The organism is Arthrobacter alpinus (genome assembly GCF_001445575.1).
GTDB lineage: Bacteria > Actinomycetota > Actinomycetes > Actinomycetales > Micrococcaceae > Specibacter > Specibacter alpinus_C.
The window spans coordinates 1,184,059-1,196,410 of record NZ_CP013200.1 but is presented as its reverse complement, the minus strand read 5'-3'; the positions used below and the strand labels follow the sequence as shown (position 1 = coordinate 1,196,410).

General features: G+C 62.0%; 13 protein-coding genes and 1 pseudogene. 2 read left to right on the top strand and 12 right to left on the bottom strand.

Translation table 11 applies throughout. The features are described 5' to 3' along the window. Positions 1–2: 2 nt before the first annotated feature. The 9 genes and pseudogenes from rplP to rpsJ form a co-directional block, all read right to left on the bottom strand. A complete protein-coding gene (gene rplP / locus AS189_RS05275; RefSeq protein WP_062286639.1) occupies positions 3–419 on the bottom strand; it encodes a 50S ribosomal protein L16 in 417 nt (138 codons plus the stop codon). After that, entirely contained in the window at positions 420–1,268 is an 849-nt protein-coding gene (rpsC, locus tag AS189_RS05270) for a 30S ribosomal protein S3 (RefSeq protein ID WP_062286638.1), read from the bottom strand. Continuing rightward, positions 1,269–1,634: a 50S ribosomal protein L22 gene (gene rplV, locus AS189_RS05265; RefSeq protein ID WP_062286637.1), complete on the bottom strand. Its 366-nt coding sequence runs from the start codon at positions 1,632–1,634 to the stop codon at positions 1,269–1,271. It lies immediately after the preceding gene. 38 nt (positions 1,635–1,672) lie between these two features. Next, positions 1,673–1,954 carry a 30S ribosomal protein S19 gene (gene rpsS, locus AS189_RS05260; RefSeq protein WP_019481497.1) on the bottom strand — a complete coding sequence of 94 codons (282 nt, stop codon included), beginning with the start codon at positions 1,952–1,954 and terminating at the stop codon, positions 1,673–1,675. Between the two features lie 12 nt (positions 1,955–1,966). Next, positions 1,967–2,806: a 50S ribosomal protein L2 gene (gene rplB, locus AS189_RS05255; protein WP_062286636.1), complete on the bottom strand. Its 840-nt coding sequence runs from the start codon at positions 2,804–2,806 to the stop codon at positions 1,967–1,969. Positions 2,807–2,836: 30 nt separating this feature from the next. Continuing rightward, complete coding sequence (gene rplW / locus AS189_RS05250) at positions 2,837–3,142, bottom strand: 50S ribosomal protein L23 (protein WP_062286635.1); 306 nt, start codon at positions 3,140–3,142, stop codon at positions 2,837–2,839. A gap of 239 nt (positions 3,143–3,381) precedes the next feature. Continuing rightward, a pseudogene (gene rplD, locus AS189_RS05245) lies at positions 3,382–3,975 on the bottom strand (50S ribosomal protein L4); the annotation flags it as partial. Between the two features lie 4 nt (positions 3,976–3,979). Further along, on the bottom strand, positions 3,980–4,630 hold the full coding sequence (gene rplC, locus AS189_RS05240) for a 50S ribosomal protein L3 (RefSeq protein ID WP_062286633.1): 651 nt from the start codon (positions 4,628–4,630) through the stop codon (positions 3,980–3,982). A gap of 17 nt (positions 4,631–4,647) precedes the next feature. Continuing rightward, on the bottom strand, positions 4,648–4,956 hold the full coding sequence (gene rpsJ / locus AS189_RS05235; protein ID WP_062286632.1) for a 30S ribosomal protein S10: 309 nt from the start codon (positions 4,954–4,956) through the stop codon (positions 4,648–4,650). Positions 4,957–5,387: 431 nt separating this feature from the next. Between rpsJ and AS189_RS05230 the strand changes: the two genes are divergently transcribed. Beyond that, positions 5,388–6,677, top strand: coding sequence for an MFS transporter (locus AS189_RS05230; protein WP_237759972.1), 1,290 nt, complete (start codon positions 5,388–5,390; stop codon positions 6,675–6,677). A 136-nt stretch (positions 6,678–6,813) separates the two neighbouring features. On the opposite strand, the gene AS189_RS05225 is transcribed toward AS189_RS05230, so the two are convergent. Then, positions 6,814–9,978, bottom strand: coding sequence for a hypothetical protein (locus AS189_RS05225; protein WP_424581244.1), 3,165 nt, complete (start codon positions 9,976–9,978; stop codon positions 6,814–6,816). A gap of 366 nt (positions 9,979–10,344) precedes the next feature. Here AS189_RS05225 and AS189_RS21200 point away from each other — a divergent pair, with 366 nt between their 5' ends. After that, positions 10,345–10,965, top strand: coding sequence for a hypothetical protein (locus tag AS189_RS21200; RefSeq protein ID WP_424581242.1), 621 nt, complete (start codon positions 10,345–10,347; stop codon positions 10,963–10,965). A 268-nt stretch (positions 10,966–11,233) separates the two neighbouring features. On the opposite strand, the gene AS189_RS05220 is transcribed toward AS189_RS21200, so the two are convergent. Continuing rightward, entirely contained in the window at positions 11,234–11,719 is a 486-nt protein-coding gene (locus AS189_RS05220) for an SRPBCC family protein (protein WP_062286630.1), read from the bottom strand. A 4-nt stretch (positions 11,720–11,723) separates the two neighbouring features. Then, complete coding sequence (locus AS189_RS05215) at positions 11,724–12,275, bottom strand: hypothetical protein (RefSeq protein WP_062286629.1); 552 nt, start codon at positions 12,273–12,275, stop codon at positions 11,724–11,726. Positions 12,276–12,352: the final 77 nt, after the last annotated feature.

Genomic DNA, 12,352 nt, shown 5'->3' with positions numbered 1-12,352 from the left:
CTCTACTCACCACCTTCGCGACGCACAATGCGTGCTTTCAACGGCAGCTTGTGGATTGCCAGGCGCAATGCCTCGCGTGCTACCTCTTCTGATACACCGGAGAGTTCAAAGAGAACACGACCCGGCTTGACGTTTGCGATCCACCACTCGGGAGAACCCTTACCGGAACCCATGCGGGTTTCAGCAGGCTTCTTCGTCAAGGGACGGTCGGGGTAGATGTTGATCCACACCTTACCGCCACGCTTGATGTGGCGAGTCATTGCGATACGAGCAGACTCGATCTGACGGTTGGTTACATATGCCGGCGTGAGGGCCTGAATGCCCCACTCGCCGAATGAAACCACGGTGCCGCCAGTAGCCTGACCCGAACGACCGGGGTGGTGCTGCTTACGGTGCTTTACGCGACGTGGGATAAGCATTTACGCCTCTCCTCCTTCTACTGCCGGAGCCGCAACCTCTGCAGCTACAGGAGCTTCAACCGCGGCAGCTGCCTCGGTGCGCTCAGGACGGTCGTTACGACGACGGTCGCCACCGGCGCGGGGACCGCGGGCTCCGCGGTCATCGCCGTCACGACGCGGGCCACGGCCACGAGCAGGAGCAGCAGCTGCCTGAGCAGCCAGTTCCTTGGACGTGACATCGCCCTTGTAGATCCAGACCTTGACACCAATACGGCCGAACACGGTCTTGGCTTCGAAGAAGCCGTAATCGATGTTGGCACGCAGGGTGTGCAGGGGCACACGACCTTCGCGGTAGAACTCGGTACGTGACATTTCAGCGCCACCCAAGCGACCGGCACAAGCGACACGGATGCCCTTGACACTGCCAGTGCGCTGTGCGGACTGCATTGCCTTCTTCATCGCGCGGCGGAAAGCCACACGTGAAGTCAGCTGCTCTGCGATGCCCTGGGCAACGAGCTGAGCGTCAGCTTCCGGGTTCTTGACTTCCAAGATGTTCAGCTGAACCTGCTTGCCGGTGAGCTTTTCGAGCTCGCCGCGAATGCGGTCTGCTTCTGCTCCACGACGACCGATAACAATACCGGGGCGTGCGGTGTGGATATCCACACGTACACGGTCACGGGTGCGCTCGATCTCAACCTTGGAAATACCTGCGCGGTCCATGCCCGTGGACATGAGTGCGCGGATCTGGATGTCTTCTTTTACGAAGTCCTTGTAACGCTGGCCGGGCTTGTTGCTGTCCGCGAACCAATGTGAACGGTGATCCGTGGTGATACCGAGTCGGAACCCGTGCGGGTTTACTTTCTGTCCCACTTAGCGAGCCTCCTCTTTCACGGGGGTAGCGACAACCACTGTGACGTGGCTGGTGCGCTTCTTGATCTCGAACGCACGACCCTGAGCACGCGGTTGGAACCGCTTCATGGTCGGGCCCTCATCAACGAAAATTTCGCTGATGTAAAGATCATTTTCGTTGAACGCGATGCTATCGCGATCCGCCAGAACGCGGGCATTTGCCACTGCGGACTGGACTACCTTGAAGACCGGCTCCGAAGCTGCCTGGGGGGCAAACTTCAAAATCGCCAATGCCTCATTCGCCTGCTTGCCACGAATCAGGTTGACGACGCGCCGGGCCTTCATAGGCGTTACGCGCAGATGACGCGCACTTGCCTTGGCTTCCATTGCTATCTCTCTCTCGTCTTTGCCGTATTGACAAGCGCCTAGCGGCGCTTGCCCTTACGGTCGTCCTTGACATGGCCGCGGAATGTCCGCGTTGCGGCGAATTCGCCGAGCTTGTGCCCGACCATCGACTCAGTTACAAACACGGGGATGTGCTTGCGACCATCGTGTACGGCGATCGTGTGACCCAGCATGTCCGGGATGATCATCGATCGACGGGACCAGGTCTTAATTACGTTCTTAGTGCCCTTGTCGTTTTCCCTAGCTACCTTTACAAAGAGGTGCTGGTCAACGAAGGGACCCTTTTTCAGGCTACGTGGCATGTCTCCAGGCTCCTATCGCTTGTTCTTGCCAGTACGGCGGCGACGAACAATCAGCTTGTCGCTCTCTTTGTTGGGACGGCGGGTACGGCCTTCGCGCTTACCGTTCGGGTTAACCGGGTGACGTCCACCAGAAGTCTTACCTTCACCACCACCATGAGGGTGATCGACCGGGTTCATGACAACACCGCGGACGGTCGGGCGTACGCCCTTCCAGCGCATACGGCCAGCCTTACCCCAGTTGATGTTGGACTGCTCAGCGTTACCAACTTCGCCGATGGTCGCGCGGCAGCGCGCATCAACGTTGCGGATTTCGCCGGAGGGCAGACGCAGCTGGGCGAACTTGCCTTCCTTGGCGACGAGCTGAACCGAGGCACCAGCTGAACGAGCCATCTTGGCACCGCCACCGGGACGCAGCTCCACAGCGTGGATAACAGTACCCACGGGGATGTTGCGCAACGGAAGGTTGTTGCCAGGCTTGATGTCAGCTTCCGGACCGGCCTCTACGAAGTCGCCCTGCTTGAGCTTGTTCGGAGCGACGATGTAACGCTTGGTTCCATCAACGTAGTGCAGGAGGGCGATGCGTGCGGTGCGGTTGGGATCGTATTCGATCTCAGCAACGCGTGCGTTTACGCCATCCTTGTCGTGACGACGGAAGTCGATCAAGCGGTACTGGCGCTTGTGGCCACCACCCTTGTGACGAGTCGTGATGCGACCGGTGTTGTTACGGCCACCCTTTTTGGGCAGAGGACGGACCAGAGACTTCTCCGGCGTCGACCGCGTGATTTCAGTGAAGTCGGCAACGCTCGAGCCACGACGGCCCGGGGTTGTCGGCTTGTATTTACGGATTCCCATAGTATATTTCCTCGTTAAAGTGGTCTCCGCTTATGAAAGCGGACCGCCGAAGATGTCGATCGTGCCCTCGCGGAGGGAGACAATGGCGCGCTTGGTGCTCTTGCGCTGTCCCCATCCGAACTTGGTGCGCTTACGCTTACCAGCACGATTGATGGTGTTGATCGAGTCGACCTTGACGGAGAAGATTTTCTCCACGGCCAGCTTGATCTCGGTCTTGTTTGAGCGGGGGTCGACCAAGAAGGTGTACTTACCTTCGTCGATCAAGCCGTAGCTCTTTTCCGAAACGACAGGTGCAAGCACTACGTCGCGCGGATCCTTGATGGTAACGGCGCTCACTTGCCGTCCTCCTTAATGGTCTGGGCAGCTTCGCCGCCGGCCGGGACAAAGCCAGCGGCCTTAGCGTCCTCAACCGTGGTGAACCAAACTTCGGCCTCAGTGGCGTCATACCAGCGTGAACCAGGCACGTGGTACTTCATGGAGTCCTTGTTGCCCTTGATGGTGCCTTCGGCGTCATCGTCGGAATCTTCGGAAACCAGGTCTTCAACCAACAGCATGCTCGAAGCGAAAGCTTCAGAAGCGGCGCGGCCGGAAACGAAAACATCGTATGCAGCCTGAGTGAAGACGATGTCATCAGAAACGAGTACGTCGTAGGTGTTGAGCTGGTCAACATACAGAACGTGCAGGTTGGTGATGTTACGTACGCTCAAAGCGGCAACATCGTTGGCGCGCTCAATAACAACCAAGAGGTTCTTACGTGAGGAAACGCCGGCAAGAGTAGCCATAGCAGCCTTGGTGGAGGGCTTGGAGCCTGCAACCAATTCAGCAATAACGTGGATACGGCCGTTGCGTGCGCGGTCAGACAGGGCACCGCGGAGAGCAGCAGCCTTCATCTTCTTGGGCGTACGCTGGCTGTAATCGCGAGGGGTCGGACCGTGGACAACGCCACCACCGGTCATGTGAGGAGCACGGATTGAACCCTGACGGGCGCGGCCGGTACCCTTCTGTGCATGCGGCTTACGGCCTGCACCAGAAACTTCGGCGCGGGTCTTGGTCTTGTGTGTACCCTGGCGGGCAGCAGCGAGCTGAGCTACGACAACCTGGTGCAGCAAGGGCACGTTGGTCTGTACGTCGAAGATCTCTGCGGGCAGATCTACTTTGACAGTAGTCATTTACTTATGCTCCCTTCACGGCGGTGCGTACGAGTACGACCGAGCCGCGGGCGCCGGGAACGGCACCCTTGATCAGCAGCAGCGACTTCTCGGCGTTAACACCGTGAACCGTAAGGTTCATGGTGGTTACGCGCTCGGCACCCATACGGCCTGCCATGCGCATACCCTTGAAAACGCGGCCAGGGGTGGACGCGCCACCGATGGAACCGGGCTTACGGTGGTTCTTGTGAGCACCGTGTGATGCCGGAGCACCCTTGAAGCCGTGACGCTTCATAACACCGGCGAAACCCTTACCCTTTGAAGTACCGACGACGTCGACCTTCTGGCCGGCTTCGAAGATCTCAACGGAGAGCTCCTGGCCGAGGGTGTAGGTGTCGGCGTCTGCGGTGCGCAGTTCGACAACGTGGCGGCGAGGCGTAACGCCTGCCTTTTCAAAGTGACCAGCCAAAGGCTTGGTGACCTTGCGGGGATCGATCTGGCCGTAGCCGATCTGGATCGCTACATAGCCATCAACCTCTGCGTTACGCAGCTGGGTGATGACGTTGGAGTCGGCCTGGACGACAGTTACAGGAACAAGCAAGTTGTTCTCGTCCCAGACCTGGGTCATGCCGAGCTTCGTGCCCAGGATGCCCTTAGTGTTTCGGGTCGCGGTCATAGTTTCTCAGCACCTCCCTACAGTTTGATTTCGATGTTCACGTCGGCCGGCAGGTCGAGACGCATAAGCGAATCAACTGCCTTGGGCGTGGGATCAATGATGTCGATCAGACGCTTGTGCGTGCGCATTTCAAAGTGCTCGCGGCTGTCCTTGTACTTGTGAGGAGAACGAATTACGCAAAAAATGTTCTTCTCGGTGGGCAGCGGCACGGGGCCTACTACCGTTGCGCCTGCGCGCGTGACCGTCTCAACGATCTTCCGGGCTGAAACATCAATAACCTCATGGTCATATGACTTCAGCCGGATGCGGATTTTTTGTCCCGCCATGGCGTCGTGACTCTCTTTCCTGTAACGAAGCAACCTGTAGTAGCGATGCTGTTGACGTAAACGCTGTTTACTTTTGACTGTTCAATCTGTGGCACTCACAGCCACGCTCCCGATGAACTGAATCCGGATAAATCCGGGTTCCTCAATCCATCGCAGCTCCGCCCCCCGCGGTCGGGCGTGTCGCGAATAATTCGCGCACGTACCCGCACTAGTTATGCAAGGGACTTGTTGCACCTGGTCTTTAACTTGGACCCTGCGACGAGCATTATCTCGACCGGGACACGAAAAAGCACTTGGGCAACTCAATAAGTATGCCGGATTCTGCCGATTAATACCAATCGGGCCAAGGCTGGCGCTGGCCCCGAGCGCGAGAGCAAAGCCCCGACGCCACCGTCATTTAGCGCTCTTGACGACCGTGAGATGCTTCAAGCGTGAGCAATGTCACCGGCGATGCGGGTATCCCCGCTCCCCCAATCCAGGAGTCCTTTGCGGCTGTCCCCACCCGGAGAGTTGGCGGACGGTGGATTTTGTTCTTTGCGTTGAGCTGGTTTGGTGTCTGGATTGCCCAGTTGACGCCTGTCCAGTTGCTGCTTCCTTTGCAGGTGGAGAAGTACCTGCAGGCAACGGACTGGGTGGAGAACGTTCTGGGGTTTGGCCTGATCTCGGGAATCGCCGGAGCCTTCGCCCTGCTCGCCTACCCTCTCACCGGAGCATTATCGGACCGCACCACGTCCCGTTTCGGCCGCCGTCGTCCATGGATCGCTTTGGGCACGGCGGGATTCGCCGCGTCCTTGCTGATCTTGGGTCTGCAGACATCGCTGCTAGGCATCGGGATTTGCTGGGTGGCCGCGAGTACGTTTTTTTGTGTCCTGACGGCAGCGTTGACGGCGGCCATCTCCGATCAAGTGCCCGTGAACCAGCGCGGCTACGTGTCCGGCTGGATTTCGGCCCCGCAAGCCATTGGCATCATTGCCGGCCTGGTTTTAGTAATGGCACTGGGGTTGAGCACCTTTGGCGGCTACGCCCTGATGGCCGGACTCCTGGTTGCCCTGGGCCTACCCTTCTTACTCCTTGTCCCTGACGCCGTGCTGCCCCCGAGGATCGTTGCGCCGCTGACGTGGCGAACGTTGCTGGAGGGCATGTGGATCAGCCCGCGCAAGTATCCGGATTTTGGCTGGACGCTTCTGAGCCGCATCTTGGTTAACTTGGGCAACGCCTTTGGCACCAGCCTGCTGCTCTATTTCTTGATGTACGGTCTCAAAGTGGACGACGCCGAAAGCTCGCTGATAGTACTGACACTCGTGTACATGGTCTTCGTGATCATTGCCTCGCTGTGGCTGGGCCGGCTTTCCGACAAATGGGGCAGGCGCCGGGCTTTTGTCTTTGGCTCCTCGATTCTCCAAGCCGCCGCAGCCCTGATTCTTGCTTTCGTACCCACCATGGGCGCGGCAACCTTCGCCGCCGCCCTTCTAGGTCTGGGCTATGGCTGCTTCCTCTCGGTGGACCAGGCTTTGGCCACGCAAGTACTGCCGGATCAACTCTCGCGCGGGAAGGATCTGGGGATCATGAACATCGCCCTGACGGTTCCGCAGGCCTTCGCCCCCATGCTAGGCGCCCTGCTTGTCAGCGCGGTTGGCGGCTTCACGCTGTTGTTTGTGGTCTCCGGTGTCACCGCGCTGGCCGGGGCTTGGGCTGTCAGCCAAGTCAAGGGTGTCCGGTAAGCACGACGGCGTGTCCCGGCACCCACTGCTGCCCCACCCGGGTGCCGCAAGGCTGGGTGCCGGCGGGCTGGGCGGGATGTTCCGCCGTCTGCGTCCACTGCCACCGTCCACCTTCTCGATAACGGCTACTTCCCGATCAGCGCTGGGACGGCGGCTGCTCTGGCGACCCGGGCTGCTGCCCCGCTGACTGTGGCGGCCCCGGCTGCTGCCCCGGTTGTTGTGGCGCGGACTTTGGCGGGGATGGAGTCTGCTGCCCCATCATCCCCGGATGCCCCGTCTCTGGACGGGCCGTCATGTATGGGGGCGGGGGTGGTTGGATGCCCGGATCCATGGGCATCCCTTCCGTGCCCTGCGGCTTCTTGCGATTCAACCGCCAAATGGCGAAGGCAATCAGGCCCAACGCCAGCAGCGCAAGCAATATGTAGGTGAAGCCGCGCAGGTACCAGATGACGGCGGTGGCAACTCCTACGGCACCCCAGATGGTGAAGACGCGTTCGTCCAGTCCCATGCCAACGGCCAGCAACGCCACGAATACCAGCAGCGAGACGAGCTGCTGCAGGGTGTCGCCACTGAAGATGGTCAGGAAACCGCCCAGGCTTGCCGCAACCGCCGCGGCCATGAGCATTCCCTTGCCGGCGGCTGCCTGCTTGGCCTGATAGCGGATCACGGCTAGGGCGGCCAACGCTAGGGCAGTCCACTGGACGAACCAGAAGAAGCCCAGGTCCACATACACGCTGCAGGCCCAGAACCAGGCAACGGCGCAGGCCAGCACCGCAATGTCCATGACCAAACGGCGGCGCGCGGGTGGAACGTCCACGCAGCCGAGCACCGCAACAACTGTGAAGGCCGTGGCGCCCAGCAGCGCCGTGGAGTCGTATCCCACGGCCCACAAAGCGAAGACGGCTCCGCCGCCGAGTGCCACGGTGAGCAGGCTGCCGCGCCGCACCTGCGGATCCCGGACTAGGGACAGCAGGACCATGCGCACAATGTATAGCGTGCCCACAACCACCACGAATGCCGCTAAGGAAGCGTACCCGGTGCTGTCCACGAGATCGTCCACCTGGATGCCGAAGATGACGGCTGACAACAGCACCATGAGGGAGCCGGGCAGTGTCAGCCACGGGACCTTCATGACATGGGTACCCAGCAAGAGCGCTAGGCCCGCCACCAGCCACATCGCAGCAAAAATGCCGATCGCGGCGGCGCTATCGACAATGGTGGCAGTGACCAGAAAACTGCCCGTGGCCACCAGCCAGTACCAGCGCATCTCAGCTGCGGCGGGCTCGCTGGCGCAGCGCCACGCGATAGCCGCGACGCAGAGTCCAAGGAGTATCAGCGCCGTGGCACCGGGCCACATGACCGGCGCGATCACGGCCGCCCCGCCCATGACGGCAACAATGGCCAGGTATGAGGCGCCGCGCTGCTTCAACCACTGTTGTGCTGCCAGCGCCGAAGCAGCCAGGACCACCAGATCCACCGCAACCACCCAGCGAAGGGCCGTTCCCGAGGGCTGGAATCCTAGGGACAGGACCACATAGGCGAACGGCACCAGCACCTGTGCGCCGAGTAGCAGCCAGAGGCCGGTCCGCAGGAACTGCTCCTGACCCACCGCCGCATTGAACCGCCCCGGGACGCCGGCAACATACTGCAGCCCCAGCTGAAGCAGCAGGACTCCCGTGAGAACCAGCGAAACCACCTCGAGGTTGTCCGTCAGCTCCCTGACCACAATCCAGGCCAGTCCGAATACGGCCGCACGGGCGAGCAGGAAATGCCCTCCTCGGAGACCGCCGGTGCCGGCCCGGGCCGCCAGGAACCCGGATGTGAGCGCAAAGATCCCTACGACCACGGCAGCCTGCGGGCGGTCGGCCAGCGATAGTAGTGAGAGGAGTGCCAGTGCCCCCGGCCCGGCCCACAGCACCGTGGACATGGCGGCGCTGCGCAGAGTGCCGCACGCGGCAAGGGCAGCCACCGCTGCGGCTGCCAGTACCACGGCGGTCCGCGCCGTCCAGAACCCAGCTTCCGGTGCGACGATTCCCGGTGTCGCCATGAGAACAACGGCGGCCAGCGTCAGCCCGACGTCGACCGACAGCCCCCAGACGCGCCGGCCCTGCACTGCCACCACCGTGAGGATCACCAGCTGTGGCAGCAAGGCCAGCAGCATGATTGCGCCAAGACCCACGGGGGTGCCGGCAAGGGCTGTAGCCGGATCGGACTCCCGCCACAGCTGGAAAAGCGCAATGGCCAGCAGCAGGGAAACTGCCCGTGCCGCCCGCCAGTAGGCCCAGCGGTGCAGCGTTTCCTTCTGCCGGCGCAGTAGGCTGCCCGCGAGGAGTAGGTAGGCCAGCCCGGCAGCCCAGGCGACGCTGGCCCCACCGGCGGCAAGGACCGGTCCTGTGCACAGTGCGGCAATGACAAGGTACGACGGCGCCACGACCTCCGCGCGGGAGAACCCTCCGGCATGGGGCAGCTTGGTCAGGGAGAGCACGGCCGCGGCCAGCCCCATGGCAAGGGCCGCAACCAGGAACTCCACCCGCAGCTGGGGCAGTGTGGCTGTGCCAAGGAAGGAAAGGCTGGACTGGCCTGCGTAGGAAACCGAGAGCAGCACCACGAGCCCAGTTCCCACCACTGCCCAGGCGGCGGCCGAATAGCTGGTGGCCGGGTTTGCCGCGCCGAACCTGGCCAGCATGGCATCGGCCAGCAGCTGCAGCGCGGAGACTCCGGCCATGACGGCCAGGATCAAGTGGACCTTGCCCGGTTGGGCGGGGATGAAGTGCGCCAGCGCCGCTGCGGCAAAGGCGCCAACCAGCACCCGGGCCACAATCAGCATGGCATGCCCCAGGGTGGTATTTCTCGCGGACAGGTGCCTGGCGGCCGAGTAGACCACGCCGATCGCCGTGAGGACCATCCAATCCGATGCGGCCAGGAAAGGCGAGCACAGCAGGGTGAGCGCCACGGCTGGCAGCGGCAGCCACTCCCCTTTGGGCAGGAACGCTGGCACCACAGCGGTTGCGGTGACCAGCGCAACCACCAGTCCCAGAGCAGCAAAGGGTTCGTTGCCCGATTCCGGGCCGAAGGGAACGGCCAGCCCGACGGTCCACGCCACAGCGCCTGCGGCCACCACCGGGACACTGGTGAACACGTCACGGTCAACCCAGCGGCTAGCGCCGAGGAAGGTGGCCAGCTGGTCCCGGCGATAGGCCAACACAATAGATTGCAGGGCCAGTCCAAGCGTGAACGCCCCGGCTGACCACGCCAGTTCGGGCTGAATCAGCCACCCTATAAAGGGTGCCGCAAGAGTCACGGAAGCCCTGAGTCCAAGGTAGTTCCACCTGCGCATGACAGGGGCACAGATGGTAACCATCGCGGCGTAATAGATGGTACCCGCGAGCAAAACGAGGGTGTGGTCGGCCGCGTTCAAGGCGAGCGAGAAGACGAGCGAACCGGCAATGCCAACGGGCGCAAACCAGGGTCCCAGATCGGACAGCGGCTTGGCGTACAGGCTGGCTTCGCCCTCGCCATTGTCCAGCAGGTGTCCGGCCAGGGACAGCAGTGCCGAGAAGACAACCAATGCGGCGAAGTACCAGGCCAGAGCCGCGCCAAGGACCGCTACGGAAGACCATGCGGTGGACAGTAGGAATGCTAGGGACAGATAAACAACCAGCCGGCTTTGCAACCGCACGGCCGCGACCACATAAGCCACGGTGCCAATCAGCGACGTCACGAGCCACACGGCTGGGGCGTCGGGGAAGCCGAGGTTGTACATGGCCAGGCCTGCGAAGGGGATGATTGCCAGGGCGGTGCCGGTGAAGGCAACAGCCGCCGGCTTGAGCCTGGCAACCTTGCTGTGGAGCATCAGGCCCGCGGCATAGAAAAGCACCGTGGCCAGCCATACCCCAACGAGCCGGACGGGCACCGGCTGGCTGCTGCCAACGAACAAGGCAGCAGCGGCCACCATCAGCAGGCTGGCAACGTACAAGGTGATGTTGATGTTCTGGGTTTCCCGCCGACCCTTCCGGGCAGCCAAGGCGGCCGGGTCAAGGGGAACCTGCGTCGGACGCTGCGCCATGATCGGCGCGGCCATAGGGCCAGGTTGGCGGCGCACGGGCTGTGGCATGACGTTTGGCGGGGCCATGGCGCCGGCCATGACGGGCCCAGCGGGGAAGGCCTGGCCCTGCATGTGCTGTTGCACTGGCTGTTGCAATGCATGAGGCGGGGGAAGCTGCTGTTGTGGAACCTGCGGCCCAGCAAAAGGCGGCGCAGCGACAGGAGGGGTATCAACAGAAGGTGATACAACAGGTGGCGCCGGAGCGTCCTGTAGCATCTGGGCACCAAACGCAGCTTGGGCTACCTGGGCTGCAATGGCGTCGCGCCAACCGGCAAGGTGGCCGTCCAGGTAGCCGCTGCCGTAGGCCTGCTGAACGGCAGACGGTGCAGGCGGCTGAGCGGGAATTTCAGGTACCCGATGCTGGTTCATGCGACTCCCCTAGTGACTGTAAGTTCTCATCCTAAGCCACCGGACGGACAAAATCGCCATTTAGGCCATCAAATGGATATAACTATCCGGCGTCTGAAATCGACCGCATTTCAGCAATTAGGGCATCGTCTCCGCACGCCGTGGCAAACGCTGAAATACGCCGCTCAATCTCCCGCCCCAGCAACCATTCGCCAACGGGGTGGGCCAGCCACCGCAGCCATCCCGGCCGGCAGGAGAAGGTGTACTTCCAGACCAGGCGGGTTCCGCCGTCGTGCTCGGAAAAACGCCAGCCACCGCCAAACTGATCAAAGAACCACGGCCCGGAAACCATCTTCATGCCGACGTTCCGGCCGGGCACATAGGAAACGTACTCGCTGACCATGAGCAGCCCCATCCTCGACCGCGTCCGGGTGCGCACACCCTTGGCCGCCTGCGTGGCACCGCCTTCCAAATGCTGCGAGTGGATGAACGGGTCCCACTTCAGCCGGAAGTCGCCAGTGGTCTGGGAGAGTTCGAAGGCTGTGGCAGCATCCAGCCGCACGGTCCGTTCGGCAATGACCTGGGGCATGGAATCAGCCCTCCCGAATCCGGCGCATGGCGCGCACTAGGCTCACGGTTCCGCCAACGCCCGCACCAACGCCGAGGACCATGAGCCCCAGGCCCAGATAGTTGGGGAAGCTCCAGCCCGCAGTGACCAGGACCGGAATTTCTCGCTCAAGCTCGACGGCGGGACTCTCACCCAGGCGGTAGCGCACGGGCTGGCCCACGATCTCAGCCTTCGTGGGGAAGTCCTCAACCCATCCTTGGGTGGACGTGCTGGGCGCTGGATCACGGGGAAAGTGGTTGGTAGTGAGCGAGTGCTCCGTCCCGTCGCTGCCCATGAAGATCAGTTCCACGCGAAAGACGTGCTGTAGCCCGTCACCGCCATGGCCCACATTGACCCGGGCATCGGTGACAGTCCCAGGCAGCCCTGACCCCTGCAGCTCCCGGGCAGTACTCCCTGGATTGCTCCCCACCTGAAACATGTTCAAGCCAAACAGCAGCACGGCTGCGGCAAATGCCAAGATGATGATGGAGGCAGTTCGGAGGGTCCCCGCAGGAACCTGTTGCTTGCTGATTGCCATGGTTCAAGCCTATAGCGCGGCTGCTGCCACACCATGGGCACTACTGCCCACCGGAAATTTTGTACATATCTTCTACG

What these genes read in the sequence shown, in the direction of transcription:
- rplP (WP_062286639.1), bottom strand. Translation starts at nt 419, where the DNA reads ATGCTTATCCCACGTCGCGTAAAGCACCGTAAGCAGCACCACCCCGGT.
- rplV (WP_062286637.1), bottom strand. Translation starts at nt 1,634, where the DNA reads ATGGAAGCCAAGGCAAGTGCGCGTCATCTGCGCGTAACGCCTATGAAG.
- rpsS (WP_019481497.1), bottom strand. Translation starts at nt 1,954, where the DNA reads ATGCCACGTAGCCTGAAAAAGGGTCCCTTCGTTGACCAGCACCTCTTT.
- rplB (WP_062286636.1), bottom strand. Translation starts at nt 2,806, where the DNA reads ATGGGAATCCGTAAATACAAGCCGACAACCCCGGGCCGTCGTGGCTCG.
- rplC (WP_062286633.1), bottom strand. Translation starts at nt 4,630, where the DNA reads ATGACCGCGACCCGAAACACTAAGGGCATCCTGGGCACGAAGCTCGGC.
- rpsJ (WP_062286632.1), bottom strand. Translation starts at nt 4,956, where the DNA reads ATGGCGGGACAAAAAATCCGCATCCGGCTGAAGTCATATGACCATGAG.
- AS189_RS05220 (WP_062286630.1), bottom strand. Translation starts at nt 11,719, where the DNA reads ATGCCCCAGGTCATTGCCGAACGGACCGTGCGGCTGGATGCTGCCACA.
- AS189_RS05215 (WP_062286629.1), bottom strand. Translation starts at nt 12,275, where the DNA reads ATGGCAATCAGCAAGCAACAGGTTCCTGCGGGGACCCTCCGAACTGCC.